General features: G+C 73.1%; 14 protein-coding genes. 9 read left to right on the top strand and 5 right to left on the bottom strand.

The window, feature by feature from the left end; translation table 11 throughout:
* The first annotated feature begins 35 nt into the window (after positions 1-35).
* The gene (locus ACQF4J_RS12500; RefSeq protein WP_427165631.1) at positions 36-977 is read left to right on the top strand and encodes an aminoglycoside phosphotransferase family protein; all 942 of its coding nucleotides are present in this window, start codon (positions 36-38) and stop codon (positions 975-977) included.
* A 36-nt stretch (positions 978-1,013) separates the two neighbouring features.
* Here ACQF4J_RS12500 and treZ read toward each other — a convergent pair whose 3' ends face one another.
* Positions 1,014-2,759, bottom strand: a complete 1,746-nt coding sequence (gene treZ / locus ACQF4J_RS12495) for a malto-oligosyltrehalose trehalohydrolase (protein WP_427165630.1) — start codon at positions 2,757-2,759, stop codon at positions 1,014-1,016.
* A gap of 173 nt (positions 2,760-2,932) precedes the next feature.
* Between treZ and ACQF4J_RS12490 the strand changes: the two genes are divergently transcribed.
* The 3 genes from ACQF4J_RS12490 (at position 2,933) to ACQF4J_RS12480 (ending at position 5,428) form a co-directional block, all read left to right on the top strand.
* Positions 2,933-3,484: a DUF1707 and FHA domain-containing protein gene (locus tag ACQF4J_RS12490; protein WP_351563222.1), complete on the top strand. Its 552-nt coding sequence runs from the start codon at positions 2,933-2,935 to the stop codon at positions 3,482-3,484.
* A 160-nt stretch (positions 3,485-3,644) separates the two neighbouring features.
* Positions 3,645-5,009, top strand: a complete 1,365-nt coding sequence (locus ACQF4J_RS12485) for a M14 family zinc carboxypeptidase (RefSeq protein WP_351563224.1) — start codon at positions 3,645-3,647, stop codon at positions 5,007-5,009.
* Positions 5,006-5,428 carry an SSI family serine proteinase inhibitor gene (locus tag ACQF4J_RS12480; RefSeq protein WP_351563226.1) on the top strand — a complete coding sequence of 141 codons (423 nt, stop codon included), beginning with the start codon at positions 5,006-5,008 and terminating at the stop codon, positions 5,426-5,428. The genes ACQF4J_RS12485 and ACQF4J_RS12480 overlap by 4 nt, the downstream gene beginning before the upstream one ends.
* 66 nt (positions 5,429-5,494) lie before the next feature.
* On the opposite strand, the gene ACQF4J_RS12475 is transcribed toward ACQF4J_RS12480, so the two are convergent.
* Together ACQF4J_RS12475 and lpdA are read right to left on the bottom strand one after the other, a co-directional pair.
* The gene (locus tag ACQF4J_RS12475) at positions 5,495-6,745 is read right to left on the bottom strand and encodes a M14 family zinc carboxypeptidase (protein ID WP_351563228.1); all 1,251 of its coding nucleotides are present in this window, start codon (positions 6,743-6,745) and stop codon (positions 5,495-5,497) included.
* Between the two features lie 137 nt (positions 6,746-6,882).
* Entirely contained in the window at positions 6,883-8,397 is a 1,515-nt protein-coding gene (lpdA, locus tag ACQF4J_RS12470) for a dihydrolipoyl dehydrogenase (protein WP_427165629.1), read from the bottom strand.
* An 87-nt stretch (positions 8,398-8,484) separates the two neighbouring features.
* On the opposite strand from lpdA, the gene ACQF4J_RS12465 reads away from it, so the two are divergent.
* Positions 8,485-9,396: a LysR family transcriptional regulator gene (locus tag ACQF4J_RS12465; RefSeq protein WP_351563235.1), complete on the top strand. Its 912-nt coding sequence runs from the start codon at positions 8,485-8,487 to the stop codon at positions 9,394-9,396.
* Positions 9,397-10,014: 618 nt separating this feature from the next.
* Here ACQF4J_RS12465 and treY read toward each other — a convergent pair.
* Together treY and glgX are read right to left on the bottom strand one after the other, a co-directional pair.
* The gene (gene treY / locus ACQF4J_RS12460) at positions 10,015-12,369 is read right to left on the bottom strand and encodes a malto-oligosyltrehalose synthase (protein WP_427165628.1); all 2,355 of its coding nucleotides are present in this window, start codon (positions 12,367-12,369) and stop codon (positions 10,015-10,017) included.
* Positions 12,370-12,460: 91 nt separating this feature from the next.
* Positions 12,461-14,584, bottom strand: a complete 2,124-nt coding sequence (glgX, locus tag ACQF4J_RS12455) for a glycogen debranching protein GlgX (protein ID WP_351563240.1) — start codon at positions 14,582-14,584, stop codon at positions 12,461-12,463.
* A 179-nt stretch (positions 14,585-14,763) separates the two neighbouring features.
* Here glgX and ACQF4J_RS12450 point away from each other — a divergent pair, with 179 nt between their 5' ends.
* The 4 genes from ACQF4J_RS12450 to ACQF4J_RS12435 all read left to right on the top strand — a co-directional run bounded on the left by ACQF4J_RS12450 (position 14,764) and on the right by ACQF4J_RS12435 (position 19,130).
* Positions 14,764-15,576, top strand: a complete 813-nt coding sequence (locus ACQF4J_RS12450; protein WP_351563242.1) for a Tat pathway signal sequence domain protein — start codon at positions 14,764-14,766, stop codon at positions 15,574-15,576.
* Between the two features lie 58 nt (positions 15,577-15,634).
* On the top strand, positions 15,635-16,954 hold the full coding sequence (locus ACQF4J_RS12445) for a copper amine oxidase (RefSeq protein ID WP_351563244.1): 1,320 nt from the start codon (positions 15,635-15,637) through the stop codon (positions 16,952-16,954).
* Between the two features lie 103 nt (positions 16,955-17,057).
* Entirely contained in the window at positions 17,058-18,305 is a 1,248-nt protein-coding gene (locus ACQF4J_RS12440) for an SAV2148 family HEPN domain-containing protein (RefSeq protein WP_351799591.1), read from the top strand.
* A gap of 102 nt (positions 18,306-18,407) precedes the next feature.
* Positions 18,408-19,130 (top strand): 3'-5' exonuclease, encoded by a 723-nt coding sequence (locus tag ACQF4J_RS12435; RefSeq protein WP_351799560.1) that lies wholly within the window; start codon positions 18,408-18,410, stop codon positions 19,128-19,130.
* Positions 19,131-19,139: the final 9 nt, after the last annotated feature.

Here is a 19,139-nt window from a genome sequence, read left to right as displayed (position 1 = left end):
GCCCCCGTACACCCCCGAGTGACAACGGCGCGACCATGACCCAGGCACCGACACCCACCACGGACACCGTCCGCCGACTGGTCAGTTCCCTGCTCAAGGACGGCACGGGCGCCGCCGGGCCCGAGGTGCGGCCGGTCGCCGAGGGCGGTGGGCACTCCACCTGGTGGGTCGGCACCCGGCACGTCCTGCGCCTCGCCCCCGACCGCGACGCCGCGCTGCGCCAACGCCGCGAACTGCGCCTGCGGGACGTCGTGCGCCCGCACCTCCCGCTCGCCGTGCCGACCAGCGTCGCGCACGGCGAGTGGGCGCCCGGCCTGACGTACACGCTCGACACCAAGGTGCCCGGTGGCACCGCGGAGCAGCACGAGGTGTCGGCCGTCGGCGAGGCCGACCTGGCCGGACTGCTCACCGGGCTGCGCGAGGTGCCCGCCCGGCAGGCCGAGGCACTCGGCGTCCCGCGTGCCGCCCCGCGCTCCCTGGAGGCGCTGCGCAGGGCCGCGGAGCGGGCCGCCGGGCGTCTGGCCGCCGCCGACGAGTTCGACCCCGCACGCCTCCACCAGCTCACCCCGCCGGCCGCCGTCCAGCTCGCCGCGCAGCCCGGCACCGCGGTCCTCGTCCACCACGGCCTGCGGGGCGAGCACCTGGTCGTCAGCGCCGACGGCCGGGTCCGCGGCGTGCTCGACTGGACCGCCGCGGCGGTCGGCGACCCCGCGGAGGACATCGCCGGTCTCGCGATCGCCGTCGGCTCCCCGGCCGCCGTCCGCGCCGCCACCCTCGCCGGCTACGGCGCCCGCCCCTGCCTGCGGGGCCTGTGGCTGGCCCGCTGCGACACGGTGATCCGCCTCGCCGACCACCTCGACGCCGGCGACAAGTCCGCACCGCCGCTCCTGCGACTCCAGCTCCGCCACGCCTGGGAGGCCATCCTGCTGGAACGCGTGACGGAACTCAGGGACGAGGGCACGGGCGAGGAGTCGTAGCAGTTGCCCGGTACCTGGCGTCGCCCGGTCTCGCGTTCAGCTCTGCAGCAGAACCACCGCGGACTCGCCCGGTACGTGCAGTACGCCGTCGGCGCCCGGCGGCTGTACCGGTTCCCAGGCGGCCAGTACGCGCGCGTGGCGCGGCCCCAGGGGGATCACCGCGGAGGCCTTGGCGAGGTTCACGGCGACGCGTACGTCCCCGCGCCGGAAGGCGAGCCAGCGTTCCCGCTCGTCGTACGCCACCTTGGTGTCGCCGAGGTCGGGGTCGGTGAGGTCGGCCTGTTCGTGCCGCAGGGCGATCAGGCGGCGGTACCAGGCGAGCACGCGCGCGTGCGGGTCGCGCTCCGGCTCGCTCCAGTCCAGGCAGGACCGGTCCCGGGTCGCCGGGTCCTGCGGGTCGGGCACGTCCTCCTCGGCCCAGCCGTGCGCCGCGAACTCCCGCCGCCGGCCCCGCCGTACGGCCTCCGCGAGCTCGGGATCGGTGTGGTCGGTGAAGAACTGCCAGGGCGTCGCCGCGGCCCACTCCTCGCCCATGAACAGCATCGGCGTGAAGGGCGCGGTGAGGGTGAGCGTGGCCGCGCACGCCAGCAGGCCGGGGGAGAGCATCGCCGACAGGCGGTCGCCCTGGGCGCGGTTGCCGACCTGGTCGTGGGTCTGGCTGTAGCCCAGCAGCCGGTGCGCGGCCACGCGCGTGCTGTCCAGGGGACGCCCGTGGTGGCGGCCGCGGAAGCTGGAGTACGTGCCGTCGTGGAAGTAGCCGCGGGTGAGCGTCCTGGCGATCGCGGCCAGGGGAGCGCGCGCGAAGTCGGCGTAGTAGCCCTGCGACTCGCCGGTCAGCGCAGTGTGCAGGCAGTGGTGGAAGTCGTCGTTCCACTGCGCCTGCAGGCCGTACCCGCCCTCCTCGCGGGGCGTGATGAGCCGCGGGTCGTTCAGGTCGGACTCCGCGATGAGGAACAGCGGCCGTCCCAGGTCCGTGGACAGGGTGTCCACCGCCGTCGACAACTCCTCCAGGAAGCGGCACGCGCGCGTGTCCGCCAGCGCGTGCACCGCGTCCAGCCGCAGGCCGTCGAGCCGGTAGTCCCGCAACCACGCCAGCGCGCTCTCCCGCAGGAAGGCCCGCACCTCGTCCGACCCCGGAGCGTCCAGGTTGACGGCGGAACCCCAGGGCGTGTGGTGCGTGTCCGTGAAGTACGGCCCGAACGCCGGCAGGTAGTTGCCCGAAGGCCCCAGATGGTTGTGTACGACGTCCAGGACCACCCCGAGGCCCAGTTCGTGCGCCCGGTCGACGAACCGTTTCAGCCCCTCCGGGCCGCCGTACGGCTCGTGCACGGCCCACAGCGACACGCCCTCGTAGCCCCAGCCGTGCCGCCCCGGGAAGGGGCACAGGGGCATCAACTCGACGTGCGTGACGCCGAGTTCGACGAGATGTCCGAGCCGCTCGGCGGCGGCGTCCAGGGTGCCCTCACGGGTGTACGTGCCCACGTGCAGCTCATAGAGCACCGCACCCGGCAGCGGCCGGCCGGCCCACTCGGCGCGCCAGTCGTACCGGCCGTGGTCGACGACCGCGCTCGGCCCGTCCGGGCCGTCCGGCTGCCTGCGCGAGCGCGGGTCGGGCAGCACGGGCCCGTCGTCCAGCGCGAACCCGTACCGCGAGCCGTCCCGCGCCTCCGCCTCGCCTCGCCACCAGCCCTCGCGTTCCGGATCGGGTTCCAGCGCGCGCGTGACGCCGTCGCACTGGAGCGTCACTCGGCCGGCCTGCGGTGCCCACACCTCGAACTGCACGGACGGTTCCCCTTCGTCTGCTCACCGTGATGTAGCCCGTCCATGGTGCTTCAAACGAGATCAATCCGCTTTCCAATGGCCTCTTTTACGGCGGGTCTCGCCCCGCACGCGAGCGTGGCGGCCGTTTTCTCGCTTTCTGGACACCCGGGGTTCACTGACCGACAATCACCAACGTGACGTCGTCCTTCGAGTTCAACACGTACCCCGCGCGGCTTTCGGACGCGGAGCGCGACAAGGCGCTGAAGGTGCTCCGTGACGGCGTCGCCATGGGACGGCTGTCGCACGACACGTTCATCCGCCGCATGGAGCTGGCCCTCGCGGCCCGCCGCTCGGACGAGCTCGCCGTCCTCACCGCCGACCTGCCCCAGGAGAGCCGCGTCTCCCGCCTGGTGTTCGGCACCGTGGAGGCCGTCTCCGGCTTCACCGTACGGCTGCGCAGGGCCTGGCAGGCCGAGCGCCTGCCCAAGCTGCTGCTGCCGCACCCCGCGGGCGGCCATGCGCTGCGGATAGGCCGGGATCCGGCCAACGGACTGCGCCTGACGCACGAGACGGTCTCGCGGGTGCACGCCGAGCTCAGCCGGCAGGGCGGCATGTGGGTGCTGCGGGATCTGGGCTCCACCAACGGCACGACGGTCAACGGCCGTCGGGTCATCGGTGCCGCCGTGGTCCGCGAGGGCGACCAGGTCGGCTTCGGACGGATGTCCTTCCGGCTCGCCGTCGACTGACGGACGACTGAGCCGCGCCTTAGCTTTGGCCTGAGCATGACACCGCGTTGACCTGGTGAGATGGCTCAAATCCTCTTCCCCTCCACGGTGTTGACGTACCCCCCAACTCGTGACTGACTGTGCGTACGCCATGTACGTCAGGTGAACCAACGGCACCGCATTGTGGAGGTGTGCCCTGCCGCCCCTCCAGCGCTACCCGACCGTCGACGAACTCGGCGCCCGGGCGGCCGCACTCGTCGCCCGCCACCCCCGCGACGCACGGCTGCGCCGCGTGGGCACCTCCCGCGCGGGCACCCCCATGTGGCTGCTTTCCGTCGGTCACGGCAGCCGCCAGGCCCTCGTCGTCGCAGGCCCGCACGCCAACGAGCCCGTCGGCGGCGCCACGGTTCTGCGCCTGGCCGAACGCGCGCTCGCCGACCCCCGCTACACCGAGGGCGCCGACGCCACCTGGAACCTGCTGCTCTCCCTCGACCCCGACGGCCTGCGCCGCAACGAGGGCTGGCTGCGGGGCCCGTACACCCTCGGCCGCTACTTCCGGAACTTCTTCCGGCCCGGCTTCCACGAACAGCCCGAGTGGCTGCCCGACGGCGCGGCGGGCGCCGCGCTGCCGGAGACCCGCACCCTGCTTCACCTCCAGGACGAGCTGCGGCCCTTCCTGCAGTGCTCGCTGCACGGCGTCGACGTCGGCGGCGGCTTCGTCGAGCTCACCCACGACCTGCCGGGCCTCGCCCAGCGCGTCGCCGGCACCGCCGCCCACCTGCGCGTCCCGCGCGAACTCGGCCCGTACGACACCCTGTACTGGCCCAGCCTCGGCCCCGCCGTCTACCGCATCCCGCCGCCCCGGATCGGCGACCTGGCCGCCGCCATTACCGAGGCCGCCGTCGAGTCGACCTGGTACCACCCCTACCGGTACGGCACGGTGACCGCCATCGTCGAGGCGCCCATGTGGGGCGTGGCCGCCGTCGAGGACGACTCCCCGCCCGTCGACGCGGCCGCCGTGCTGCGCGCGGTCAGCCACACCCTGCGCCACGACACGCGGTTCCTGGAGCGGCTCCTGGCGGTGATGCGGCCGCACCTCGCGGACGTGCCGGACGCGGCCCGTCTGCTCGCCCCGGTGGACGACTATTTACTGGTCTGCCCCGGCCTCGCCGACGCGTGGGACCCCGACGTCGCCGACGGGGCGCGCCCGCTGCCGCCGATGAGCACCGCGCACCTGGTCGCCCTGCGCATCGCAGGACGGCGGCTCGCCCTGCGCACGGCGGGCCTGCTGCACCAGCTCGTCACCAGCGCCGGACGTGATCCGGCGAACGTGCTGCCCGACCTGGACCGGCTGATCGACGAGTGGTGCGTCGACTACCGCGACGGCTGCGGCGCGCGCTGGATACCGGTCACGCGCCAGGTGGAGTACCAGTCCCGGGTGGTGCTCGCCGCGTTCGAACTCGCCGTCGGGCACGCGCCCGCGTGCTCCCGTTCGGGTGAGTCGGGGTGGGGTTCCCAGGCCGCCGTGCCGATGCATCTGGAATGACGATCAGCATCACAGCGCAAGCGGTACGGGGCGGTCTGCTGACGGCCGTCCTGCTCCTGGCCGGCACGGCCCCGGCGCAGGCGGCGCCCGCGCCCGCCTCCCCGCTCTCCGGCGACTACCTCTACCTCACGGTCACCAAGGGCGACGCACGCTCCAGCGACACGCGCGGCACCCTTCTCATGTGCGACCCGCCCCAGGGGCACGTGCTCGCCGCCGAGGCGTGCGCGGAACTGGCCGCGACGGACGGCGACATCGCGGCCCTCCCGCCCAGGGACGTGTTCTGCCCGATGGTCTACGCGCCGGTCAGCGTCCACGCGCGCGGGATGTGGGACGGCCGGGAGGTCGAGTACGCGCAGACCTTCCCCAACGGGTGCGCGATGTCGGCGCGCACAGGCTCGGTCTTCGCCTTCGACAGCTGACGAGGGCGGGGGCGGGCGCGCACGCGCGCGTGGACCGGCGGTCCCGCCGTCTCGCGGGCCCGGGGCTCAGGCGGTGCGGTCGCGCGCGTGCATCGCCGCCGCCACGACCGTGCGGGCCTGGTGTTCGATCTGGTGCTCCAGCGGGACCCAGCGGGCGCGGAACCGTTCCGCGAAGGCATCGCTCCACGTCGCCACGAGCCGCTCCATGTGGGGCGCCGCACGGTCGTCGGTCTCCTGCAGGACCCGCAGCAGCATCGCCGCCGCCCTCAGGGGCAGCCGCCGCCCGAACGCGTCCACGCTGCCGACGTACGCCATCGTGTCGTCGGCGGGCGGTGTGCGCATCCAGTCCTCGGCGAGCCCCGGGACCAGGTCCAGGGCCCATCTCGCGGCCCGCAGCAGCGGCCCGTCGAGGCCCTCCAGGCGCGGCAGCGCGTCGGCGAGGACCCGTTCCACCTCCAGGGCGTCCCGCAGCAGCCGGCTCGCCAGCCGTCGTATCGCCTCGGCGGGCGCAGGATGCGGCGCCGGATCGTCCACCAGGTCGCTCGCCCACATCGGCACCTCCACCACCGCGGTCAGACCGCCGTAGCGGTGAGTGCGGTACCAGGTGCTCCGCCGCGCGTCGTCCGGCATGCTCGGATACGCGGCGCCCGCCCCGGGCGAGGGCATCACATGCACGCCGGGCCCGGACGCAGCCCAGCCCGCCGCGTCCGAGGCGCCCGTCTCCACCGGGATGTGCAGCTCCGCCGCGGACTTGGCGAACGGCTCGGCGAGCCCCGGCACGTCCCTGGTCAGCTGCACCCAGGTGCCGCCCAGGTCCGTCCCGTGCAACGTCACCTGCAGATAGGGGCGCAGCTCGTCGATGACCCGGGTCAGCGTCCGCGTCTCGGGCGGCAACCGGTCCGGCGGCAGCACCGAGGGCGCCCACTCCGGCTGCTCCTCGGCCGCCGGCCGGAAGAACCCGAGGTGGTAGTCGAACAGGCTGCGCGGCGCCGGGGTGACGTGCAGGCTCGCACCGTCGGGGTCCGCGCACAGCAGGAAGTGCCACGAGGTGTCGGTGCGCAACTCCCGCTCCCGCAGGACCCGTTCGGCGAGGGCGAGCAGGGTGGGGCCGCCCGTGGGCTCATTGGCGTGGGCGCCTGCGACGACCAGGACGGCCCGCCGGGCACGCCCCACGGACAGCAGATGCAGGGGCCTGCCCGCGCGGGAGACACCCACTTGCCTCAGCGCGCACAGAGTTGGCCGGTGAGCGGCCAACGCCCTTGCGGAAGAGATCAGTTGGGTCACGTTGGGGTAGCGCAGCACCGGCAGGAGACTCACCCCCGTCACATCCGCCCGGCCTCGCAATCCGCAGTACCCCACGGTCTCCGGGAACTGTCAAGCTGGCACCCGGGGAGGCTCCAGGGGGCGCTCGGATGCATTCACCCCCGGCGTGACGGGGTGTGCGGAAACCCGGCTCACTGCTGGTGCAGTCCGCGTCCGGCCAGCGTCAGGAACGCCTCCCCGACCGCCTCGGACAGCGTGGGATGCGGGTGGACGTGCCGGGCCACGTCCGAGGCGTACGCGTCCCAGCCGACGATCAGCTGGCTCTCCGCGATCATCTCGGAGACGTGCGGTCCCACCAGGTGCACGCCGAGCACCTGACCGCCGCCGGCCTCGGCGACGACCTTCACCATGCCGCCCTGCCCGTGCACCATGCCCTTCGCCACCGCCGTCAGCGGCATGATGTTGACGTCGACCTCGTGCCCGTGCGCGCGTGCCTCCGCCTCGCTCAGCCCCACGGCCGCGGTCTGCGGGGACGAGTAGGTCACCCTGGGGACGGCCGCGTAGTCGACCGGGACGGACTCCACGCCGGCCAGGGTCTCGGCCACCAGCAGCCCCTCCGCGAACGACGCGTGGGCCAGGCCCAGGGACGGCGGCGGCAGCAGGTCGCCCACGACGTGCACGCCGGGCACCGCGGTCTCCAGCCGCGCCCAGTCGGCGGGTGCGACGAAGCCGCGCGCGTCCGTCCCCACTCCCGCGGCGGCCAGGTCCAGCCCCTCGGTGACCGGTTCCCGCCCCACCGCCACCAGCAGCCGCTCCACCTCGACCGTGCGGGTCTCGCCGCGGGCCGTGCGCACACGCGCGCGTACGCCGTCCTCCAGCACTTCGGCGTCCAGCAGCCGGGCGCCCGCCTGCACGTCGATGCCGCGCTTCCTCAGACCGCGCGTCAGGTGACGGCTCACGTCGGCGTCCTCCAGCGGCACGATGCGGTCCGCGGCCTCCACGAGCGTGACCTCCGCACCCATGGAGCGGTGGAACGAGGCGTACTCGACGCCGATCGCGCCGCCGCCGAGCACCAGGACGGACCCCGGGAGCCCGGGCGCGAAGAGCGCGTCGTCGCTTGTCACCACGCGACGGCCGTCCGACTGGAGCCCGGGGAGCGTGCGCGGGCGCGAGCCCGTCGCCAGGACGATGCCGCGGCGCGCGGCGACGTCGCGCACGCGGGGCGCGGATTCGGGGCGAGCGCCGGTAGTCGGGTTGTGCGCGCCGAGCGCGTGTTGATCAGGCGCGCCGGGCGCGAGATCTTCGCGCGCGCCCTCGATGCGAACCGTGCGCTGTCCCGTCAGATGCGCGCTGCCCCGCACGACCCGCACTCCGGCGTGCGCGAGATGCGCCTCCACGCCCCGGTGGTTGCGCGTCACGATGTCGTCGCGCGTGGCGACCAGCGCCGACCAGTCCACGGCGTCCAGGCTCGCCTTCACGCCCCACCGTTCGCGCGCCTCGGCGAAGCCGTCGACGAGTTCTGCGGCGTGCAGCATCGCCTTGCTGGGGATGCAGCCGCGGTGCAGACAGGTCCCGCCGATCTTGTCGCGCTCCACGAGCACGACGTCGAGGCCGAGGGCGGCTGCGCGCAGGGCGGTGCTGTACCCGCCGGTGCCACCGCCGATGACGACGACGTCCGCGGTGCCCGAGTCCCTTGAGTTGTCCATGTCCCCACCGTCCCGCCCAGCCTTGCCATAGGTCCAAGGCAATGTTCTTGTGGATCCGATGCAGGATGTTTATGGATCGGGGCGGCGATGAGCCTGCGGCAGATGGAGTACTTCCTCGCGGTCGTCGAGGAGGCTTCGTTCACCCGCGCGGCCGAGGTGCTGCACGTCTCCCAGCCCGCGCTGTCGCACCAGATCAAGGCGCTGGAGCGTGCGGTGGGCGGCGCGCTCCTGGAGCGCATGCCGCGCGGGGTGCTCCTGACCCCGATGGGCCGCGCCTTCCTGCCGCACGCCGAGCACGCCGTCCGCAGCGCCGCCCAGGCGCACCGCGCGGCCCGTGCCGCCGCCGGGGCCGAGGGCGGCGAACTGCACATAGCCGCGGTCCACTCGGTGGCGGTCGGCGTTCTGCCGGACGTCTTCGCCCGCTGGCGCGCGACCCACCCACAGGTCCTGCTGCACCTGCACGAGTACGCCACGACCGAGGCTCTGGAGGAGGAGGTCGAGCGCGGCACCGCGGACCTCGCCGTCGGCCCCGCCCCGTCCGACTGGCCCGGCACCGTCGTGCCCGTCGGCGAGGAGGAGGCGGTGCTGGTGGTTCCCTTCGACGACCGTTTCGCGGGCCGTACGACGGTGACCCTGCCCGAACTCGCCGACCGGCACTGGATCCGCTGCGCGATGGAACCCCTCGTCCACGGCGAGCGCTTCCTCGACCGCGCCTGTGCGCGCGCCGGTTTCCGGCCGCGCACCGCCGTCTGGACGGAGCACACCTCGACGGCCGTGCGGATGGCCGCCGCCGGGGTCGGGGTGTGCCTCGCGCCCTCCCACATCGTGCGCGGCGCGGTCGGCGAGGACTGCGCGGTCCTCTCGCACGCGCCGTCCTGGACACGCGACATGACGGTCTTCGCACGCGTGCCGCCGACCGGCGCCGCCGAGGCCTTCGTCGAGCTGCTGCGAGCGGCCTGGCCCAAGCCCGGCACACCCGCGTCCCCCGCACGCGGATAGCCGCGCGGCGAGGCGCCGGCGCCTCACACGCCGGCCCAGGGCACCCGGCCCAAGACACTCCGGCCCGAGGCGCTCCGGCCCGGGACGCTCCGGCCCGGGACGCTCCGGTCCGAGGCGCTCCGGTCCGAGGCGCTCCGGTCCGAGGCGCTCCGGTCCGAGGCGCTCCGGTCCGAGGCGCTCCGGTCCGAGGCGCTCCGGTCCGAGGCGCTCCGGTGCGAGGCGCTCCGGTCCGAGGCGCTCCGGCCCGGGGCGCTCCGGCTCGAGGCGCTCCGGCCCAAGACACCCCGGCCCGGGGCGCTCCGGCTCGAGGCGCTCCGGCCCAAGACACCCCGGCCCGGGGCGCTCCGGCTCGAGGCGCTCCGGCCCAAGACACCCCGGCCCGGGGCGCTCCGGCTCGAGGCGCTCCGGCCCAAGACACCCCGGCCCGGGGCGCTCCGGTCCGAGGCGCTCCGGTCCGAGGCGCTCCGGCCCAAGACACCCCGGCCCGGGGCGCTCCGGCTCGAGGCGCTCCGGCCCAAGACACCCCGGCCCGGGGCGCTCCGGTCCGAGGCGCTCCGGCCCAAGACACCCCGGCCTCCCGCACGCCTGCCGCCGCCGTGGCGCCCTCGGCCGCGGTGCTCAGCCCTCGGCGACCCGCTCCAGCAGCACCACCGGCAGCGTCGCGAAAAGCTCCTCCACGCGTGCGTGCCCCGTGAACTCCCGCTCCGGGGCGAGTACGTCCGACCACCGCCCCGGCGGCAGCGGCAGCAGCGTGTCGCGCCAGCCCCCCGCCTCCGCCAGCCGCAGCGACAGGCGCGTCACGGCCGTGACGACCTCGCCGGACCGCGCGAACGCCAGGCAGTGCTCCGCCGCCGGTCCCTGCGACGTCAGCGGCGTGTACGTGGCCGCGTCCCCGAAGGCGGCGGGCCGGCGGGCGCGCAGCCGCAGCGCCGCCGCCGTCAGCGCCCCCTTGTCGCCGGGCTCCTCCGGCGGGAAGCGCACCGGCCGCCGGTTGTCCGGGTCGACGAGGGCCAGGTACTCGCTCTCGGTGCCCTGATAGACGTCCGGCACACCGGGCATCGTCAGATGCACCAGGGCGGTGCCCAGCACGTTGGCCCGGATGTGCGGCTCCAGCGCGCGGCGCAGGGCGGCGACGTGCTCGGCCGGCGCCCCGCACGGGCCCGCCGCCACGAACGCCGCGACCGTCTCCTCGTAGGCGGGCTCCTGCTCCGTCCAGCTCGTGAACAGGCCCGCCTCGCGCACATGCTTCAGCAGGGCCCGCTGGACCCGCTCCCCGTCGGCCGGGCCGAGCCCGAACACCGTCTGCCAGGCCGCCCACGCCAGCTGCGCGTCCGGCACGCTCTCCTCGGCGCGGGTCACCTCGGCCAGCAGGTCCGCCCAGCGCCCGGGGCACTCCGTGAGCACGGCCAGCGCCGCCCGTACGTCGGCGCTGCGCTTGGTGTCGTGCGTCGAGACGACCGTCCCGGTCGTCGGCCAGTCGCGCTGCACGCGCGCGCAGTAGGCGTGGAAGTCGTCCGGGGACACCGACGGGCTCCCCGGGTCGCCGCCCACCTCGTTCGCCGACAGCAGCGGGACATAGCGGTAGAACGCCGTGTCCTCCACGGACTTGGCGCGCAGGGCGGAGGCCGTCTGGGCGAACCGCGTGAAGAACTCCACCTGCTCGGGACCGGCGCCGGCCCGTCCGAGCACCAGGTCGCGCACCACGTCGACCGCGCCGGCCTCCTCCGGGACGGCGAAGGCGCCCCGCGCCTCGGCCGCGGCCTCCTCCGTGACGACCAGGGCCGGGTCACCGGACGTGTAGGGCCGGTAGACCTCCAGGCGGACCAGGAGCTCCTGGAGCGCCGTGCGCAGCGCCCAGGGGGCACGGTCGCGCAGGGCGGGATCCGGGGCGTCGGCGCACACCTTGACCGCCGCCCGGGTGAGCCGGTCGACCTCCGTCGCCAGCTCGTGCGTCAGCACCTTGTAGGCCGCCCGCCGCACCGTCGCCGCCCAGTCGCCGCCCCGGTCCGTCTGCGGGGCGGCGAAGCGCCGGTACAGCCCCAGCAGCTCCCCGCTCCCGGCCGGGTCGGTGAAGAGCCCGTCGACGTGGCGCAGGGCGTCGTAGCCGGTGGTGCCGGCGACGGGCCAGGAGGCCGGCAGGGGCTCCGCGTCCGCGAGGATCTTCTCCACGACCGTCCAGCGCCCGCCGGTCGCCTCGTGCAGCCGCGTCAGGTAGGCGTCGGGGTCGGCGAGCCCGTCCGGATGGTCCACACGCAGGCCGTCGACCACGCCTTCGTGGAGCAGCTCAAGGATCTTCGCGTGCGTGGCCTCGAACACCTCGGGGTCCTCGACGCGCACCCCGATCAGCTCCGAGATGCTGAAGAAGCGGCGGTAGTTCAGCTCGGTGCGGGCCAGCCGCCACCACACGGGCCGGTACCACTGGGCGTCCAGGAGCTGCGGCAGGGGCAGCTCCTCGGTGCCCTCGCGCAGCGGGAACACATGGTCGTAGTAGCGCAGGACCTCACCGTCGACCCGCAGCTCGTCGACGACCGAGCCGAGCGGGCCGCCCAGCACCGGCAGCAGCACCTGGCCGCCCTGCGCCTCCCAGTCGATGTCGAACCAGCGCGCGTACGGCGACTTGGGGCCCTCCCGCAGGACCTCCCACAGGGCGTGGTTGTGGCGCGGGGCCATGGCCATGTGGTTCGGCACGATGTCGACGACCAGACCGAGGCCGTGCTCGCCGGCGGTGCGGGCCAGCGCGCGCAGCCCCTCCTCGCCGCCGAGCTCCTCGCGCACGCGCGCGGGGTCGACGACGTCGTAGCCGTGCGCCGAGCCGGGCACGGCCTCCAGGACGGGGGACAGGTGCAGGTGCGAGACGCCCAGGGAGGACAGGTACGGGACGGCCGCCGCCGCGGCGGTGAACGGGAAGTCGGGCTGCAGCTGGAGCCGGTAGGTGGCCGTGGGCACCGCGGGGTCGGGTCGCACAGGTGTCATGCAGACCTACGTACCCGCCCCGCGGCCCTTCGTGTCATCCCTTGCGCCGAGGGCCCGCGCGAGTGCCCGGCCGGCGGCCGGGCACACCGCTCTAGACCGGCCGCTGCAGCACGGTCAGGCTGCGGTCCACCAGGGTCAGCCGGTCGCCGGCCGCCACCTTCGGGCCCTCGCCGGGCGGCACGCCGTCCGCACGGGCCGTGTCGACGACCACCTGCCACTGCCGGCCGTGGTTGACCGGGACGACGAAGTCCAGCGGCTCGGGCGAGGCGTTGAACATCAGCAGGAACGAGTCGTCGGTGATCCGCTCGCCCCGGGCGCCGGGCTCGGAGATCGCGTTGCCGTTGAGGAACACCGTCAGCGCCGACGCCTGCGCCGAGTCCCAGTCCTGCTGGGTCATCTCCCGGCCCTCCGGGGTGAACCAGGCGATGTCGGACAGATCGTCGTGGGTGCCCTCCACGGGGCGGCCGTGGAAGAAGCGGCGCCGCCGCAGGACCGGGTGGTCCTTGCGCAGCCACACCATCGCGCGCGTGAAGGCCAGCAGCCCGCCATCGTCCTCGTCCTCCTCGGGGGCGGGCCATTTCACCCAGGACAGTTCGTTGTCCTGGCAGTAGGCGTTGTTGTTGCCGTTCTGGGTGCGGGCGAACTCGTCGCCGTGGCTGATCATGGGCACGCCCTGGGACAGCATCAGGGTGGCGACGAAGTTGCGCATCTGCCGCGTCCGCAGCCGCAGCACGTCGGGGTCGTCGGTCTCGCCCTCCGCCCCGCAGTTCCACGACCGGTTGTGGCTCTCGCCGTCGCGGTTGTCCTCGCCGTTGGCCCGGTTGTGCTTGTCGTTGTAGGACACCAGGTCGTGCAGGGTGAAGCCGTCGTGGCAGGTCACGAAGTTGATCGAGGCCAGCGGGCGGCGCCCGTCGTCCTGGTAGAGGTCCGAGGAGCCGGTCAGCCGGGACGCGAACTCCGCGAGCGCGCGCTGCTCGCCGCGCCACATGTCGCGCACGGTGTCGCGGTACTTGCCGTTCCACTCGGTCCACAGCGGCGGGAAGTTGCCCACCTGGTAGCCGCCCTCGCCGACGTCCCAGGGCTCGGCGATCAGCTTCACCTGGGAGACCACCGGGTCCTGCTGCACCAGGTCGAAGAACGACGACAGCCGGTCGACCTCGTGGAACTGCCGGGCCAGCGTCGCCGCGAGGTCGAAGCGGAAGCCGTCGACGTGCATGTCGGTCACCCAGTACCGCAGCGAGTCCATGATCAGCTGCAGGACGTGCGGGGACCGCATGAGCAGCGAGTTCCCGGTGCCGGTGGTGTCCATGTAGTAGCGGGGGTCGTCGGTCAGCCGGTAGTACTGCGGGTTGTCGATGCCCTTGAAGGACAGCGTCGGGCCCAGGTGGTTGCCCTCGGCCGTGTGGTTGTAGACGACGTCGAGGATGACCTCGATGCCGGCCTCGTGCAGTGCCCGGACCGCCGACTTGAACTCCAGGACCTGCTGGCCGCGGTCGCCCCAGGAGGCGTAGGCGTTGTGCGGGGCGAAGAAGCCGATCGTGTTGTAGCCCCAGTAGTTGTTCAGGCCCATGTCGACCAGCCGGTGGTCGTTGACGAACTGGTGGACCGGCATCAGCTCCAGCGTGGTCACGCCGAGCTCCACCAGGTGCTCGATGATCGCCGGGTGGGCGAGCGCCGCGTAGGTGCCGCGCAGCTCCTCGGGGAGCCCCGGGTGCCGCATGGTGAGGCCCTTCACATGGGCCTCGTAGATCACCGTCTCGTGGTAGCCGCGGCGGGGACGGCGGTCGTCGCCCCAGTCGAAGTACGGGTTGACCACGACCGACGTCATCGTGTGCGGCGCCGAGTCCAGGTCGTTGCGCCTGTCGGGGGCGTCGAAGTGGTAGCCGTACACCTCCTCGCCCCAGCTGATCGAACCGCTGATCGCGCGCGCGTACGGGTCGAGCAGCAGCTTCGCGGAGTTGCAGCGCAGCCCCCGCTCGGGGGCGTACGGACCGTGCACCCGGAAGCCGTAGCGCTGTCCCGGCATGATGCCGGGCACATACGCGTGCCGTACGAACGCGTCGCTCTCGCGCAGTTCCACCGCCGTTTCCGAGCCGTCGTCGTGCAGCAGACACAGCTCTACTCGGTCCGCGGCTTCCGAGAACACCGCGAAGTTCGTGCCGGCGCCGTCGTACGTGGCACCGAGTGGATACGCCTCGCCAGGCCAGACCTGCATGGATACGACTCTTTCAGGTGGAGCGCGCCCCAGGTGGCGCCTTGGCCTCGAGTCTCCCCGAAAGTGATGGAACCACCTATGACTTACGCCCCTCTTACCGATCGACCTGGCATACGCGGTATGCCGAACCAGTGGGGCAGACACGTACTCCCGTGACCAAGGGGGAGTAGGGGGAAGATGTGCGCAAGATAGTGCACCGCCATCTGGGCAAGGTGGTGGCCGGTGCGGCCATAGCGGTGGCCGGGACCGCCGTGATGGTCGGGATCACGCTGCCGGGGACGGCAGGGGCGGACGAGGCGGGAGGGAAAGCGGGCACCCGGGCGGGGCAGCAGGCCGGCCAGGGGCAGGACGGGGCCGTTCCGGCGGGCGTCGTCGAGCAGGCGCCCGCCCAGGGGGACAAGGGCAGGGGCGGTGATCCGCTGACCGACGACGAGATGAAGCGCGCCGAGCAGATCGCCGCGAGCCGGCAGCTGCTGAAGTCCGCCGAGAACGTCGACGGAAAGAGCGGCCCGCAGCGCCTGACGGTCGACCTCGCCGACCCGGAGAACGACGAGACCGACGACCCGTCCGCGCCGCGGCGGGCCGACGTGACGTTCTACGACTACAGCAACGACACGCTCGTCACCAAGACCGTCAACCTCGACACCGGCAAGGTCGAGGACACCGGCGTCCAGCACGGCGTCCAGCCGCCGCTGAGCCGCGCCGAGAACGCCGAGGCGGCCACGCTGCTGATCGCCGACCCGCTCGGCAAGGGCCTGCGGGCGGACTACAAGGACGCCACCGGCAAGGAACTCACCTCCGCCGACCAGCTGCTCCTCAACGGCGCCGTCTACCGTGCCACGCCGGGCGCCCAGCCCGCCGTGCTCGACAAGTGCGGCGAGCACCGGTGCGTGCGGCTGTTCCCCAAGGTCGTCAACGGCCCGTGGATCGACGCGAGGTCCTTCGTGATCGACCTGAGCGCCCACAAGGTCGCCCAGCTCAAGCGCGGCTGAGCCCGCACTCCATCCACTTTTCCAACTTGCTCCTCCTGTCCAAGGGAGTCACCTCTTCATGCCCGTCAAGAGAATGAGCCGCGCCCGCACCCGGGCGGCCGTGGGCCTGTCGGTGGCCGCGCTGGCCGCCGGCGCGACCACCGGAGCCGCCCCGGCCACCGCCCAGCCGAGGGCCGCAGGCGCGGCGGCCGCCGACTGCAGCGCCGCCTACAAGATCGAGCAGAAGCTCTCCAGCGGCACCACCTGGCGGATGTGCTGGCGCTACGACAGCAAGGCCGGTCTGGTCCTCGACAACGTCTCCTACCAGCCCAAGGGCGAGAGCGCGCCGATCAAGGTCCTCAACAGCGCCCGGCTCGCCCAGATCGACGTCCCCTACGACGACGGCAGCGTCGAGTACGACGACCTCACCGGCTTCGGCTTCGCCCAGGGCCTGATGAACCTCGCGCCCGGCGAGTGCCCCGGCGGCACCATCAAGACGGTCAAGGTCCCCGACGCCTGGGACCCGCAGCACCCGAACGTCAACGGCCTGTGCACGACCACGCGTTCGCGCGGGCACGCGTACCGGATGCAGGGCGACACCGCGAACAAGGTCTACCAGGCCCAGGGCAAGGACCTCCTCGTCTACACGGTCAACCAGGTCGGCTGGTACGAGTACATGACCGAGTGGCGCTTCCAGGACGACGGCACCATCAACATGAACGTCGGCGCCACCGGCAGCCTCTCCTACGACGACTACGACGCCGGCGACGGCCGCGGCTGGCCGCTGGGCAAGGACGCCACGGCCTACGCCACCAGCCACAGCCACAACGTCTTCTGGCGGCTGGACTTCGGCCTCGACGGCTCCTCCAAGACCAAGGTCGAGCAGTACGACTCGGCCGTCAGCGCGCCCGCGCACGGCCAGCAGGCGCCGAGTGCCAAGACCACCCGCACCAAGGTCACCAAGGAGCTCGGCGGCGACTACAAGGCCTACCGCTGGTGGCGGATGGTCAGCGCCACCGGCAAGAACAAGGACGGCCACGCGCGCTCGTACGAGATCGTCCCCGGCCCCACCACCAAGTACGCCGGCCGCAGCTTCACCAAGCACGACGTGTACTTCACCGAGTACAACAAGTGCGAGCAGTTCGCCACCAACAACACGGGCAACTGCCCCGCCGGAGCGGGCAAGTCGGTGGAGAAGTGGGTGAACGGCCAGACGCTCACGCACCCCATCGTCTGGATGAACGTCGGCTTCCACCACATCGCCCGGGACGAGGACCAGCAGCCCATGCCCGTCCACTGGCAGGGATTCTCCATCGCCCCCAGGGACGTCACCGCTATGAATCCGCTCACTCCGGACGAGCTCTCGTGGCAGAACGGCCACTGGCGACCGCGTAGTTGAGAAACGACCCTGTCCATCCGGCTGCATCGCCGACCGGTCCCGGAGTACCCTTCCTTGATCGTTGGCAAGGGGAGTGCTCGGGGGAGCGGAAGGCGGTGCGCGGGTGGGCTCGGGAGGGCTGGAGTTGCCCCCTGGTGACGAGGGTCACGAGGGGAACTCCGCAGACGTCCCGCCCGGCACGGTGTCCCTGGCCAGGCCGATGGAGACGACGTCCATCGGACCGGAGCTGGACTGGGACGCCGACGCCTGGCGCGAGGTGCGTACGCGCGCCCAACGGGCCGGCCGGGCCTACATCTGGCTGAACCTCGTCGAACAGCGGCTGCGCGCGGTCGTGGCCGCTGTTCTGCGCCCCATCTACGAACCCGTCCACGGCGACGAATGGGTGATCGCCGCGGCCGGGCCGGCCGGCCAGGAGTGGGTGCAGCGCGCGGTCGCGGTCCGCGAAGTCAGCCGCCGCAAGGGCTACTTGCTCGACCCGGCCGACGACAACGTCCTCAGCTTCCTCACCCTGCCTCAGCTGCGCGAGCTCATGGTGCAGCACTGGCCGTGCTTCGAGCCCTACGTCGACGACCGCCGCGACGTCGAACTCGCCCTGGACGAGCTGGAGGTGACCCGCAACGTCGTCTCCCGCAACCGGGCCCTGTCCGAAGCCGTCCTGAACCAGGCCGAACGGGCCTCGGCCAGACTGCTGGACGCCCTCGGCGCGGGCGGTGACGTGCCGTCCGCCCGCCGCCTGCCGGTCGACGCGGTGGAGGACCTGGTGGGCGACCGGTACGCCGACGTGGTCGCCGTGCACCCCGACCGGGTGCGGCTGCTGCGGCAGTTCCCCGCCGAGGACATCTTCGGCGGCGCCCGACGTCTCGACGCCGTCGGCATCGGCCTCAACCTGCTCGTGCAGAACTTCTCCGGCCGCCGTCTGGTCCGCCTCGCCGAGGCCGGCTGCCGGGTGCGGCTGCTGTTCCTCAACCCCGCCTCCAGCGCGGTCAAACGGCGCGAGCGGGAACTCGGCATGAAACGCGGCGAACTGAGCCGCGCGGTCGAGATGAACATCCTGCACATGCGCCGGGTGCGCTCCCGGCTGCGTGACCCGGGCGCCTTCGAGATCCAGGTCTACGACGAGACCCCGCGCTTCTCCGCCTACCTCGTCGACGGCGACGGTGCGGACGGCGTCGCCGTCGTGCAGTCGTACCTGCGCCGGTCCCGGGGGATGGAGGCGCCGGTGCTCGTCCTGCGCAACGGCACCCGCGTGGTCAAGTCGGACGAGAAGAACGAAGGGGTCGACAGTGGTCTCTTCCCGACATACCGCGAAGAGTTCGAAACGACCTGGGTGGATTCGCGTCCCGTGTCCTGAACTGTCCGAAGCGGCAAGCGGAATGCGGTCCTCTGATTGTCAGTGGCGCATGGGAAGGTGGAGACCACTGGGGGAAAGCACCACCAAGAAGGGGGGCCGCCGATGGGCTGGCACCGGGAGCTGCTGATCGGCTTCGACCTGGAGACGACCGGTACCGATCCGCGCGAGGCGCGCATCGTCACGGGGGCCGTGATCGAGGTCAGGGGCGGCCGGCCCATGGGGCGCCGGGAATGGCTGGCCGATCCGGGCGTGGAGATCCCCGCCGACGCGGTGGCCGTGCACGGGATCAGCAACGAGCGCGCGACCGCCGAGGGCAGGCCGGCCGACCAGGTGGCCGACGCCATCGCGGACGTGCTCACCTCGTACTGGAAAGCGGGAGTCCCGGTCGTCGCCTACAACGCGGCCTTCGATCTGAGCCTGCTCTCCGCCGAGCTGCGCCGCCACGCACTGCCCTCGCTGAGCGACCGACTCGGCGGCCTCGCCCCCGCGCCGGTCATCGACCCGTACACCATCGACCGCTGGGTCGACCGGTACCGCCGGGGCAAGCGCAACCTCGAAGCGGTCTGCACGGAGTACGGAGTCCCGCTGGAGGCCGCCCACGACGCCTCGGCCGACGCTCTCGCCGCGGCCGGCCTGGCCTGTGCGATAGCCGACCGCCACCCCAAGATCGCCGCCCTCGGCCCGGCGGAACTGCACCGCCGTCAGATCGAGTGGTACGCGCAATGGGCGGCGGACTTCCAGAGCTTCCTGCGCCGCAAGGGCGATGCGCAGGCGGTGGTGGACGGGACCTGGCCGCTGCGCGAACTGACGGACGAGCCGGTCTGACAGACGGCC

Origin of the sequence: Streptomyces sp. C1-1, from assembly GCF_050214755.1 — a bacterium.
Taxonomy (GTDB): domain Bacteria; phylum Actinomycetota; class Actinomycetes; order Streptomycetales; family Streptomycetaceae; genus Streptomyces.
This window is presented reverse-complemented; position numbering and strand designations above follow the sequence as displayed.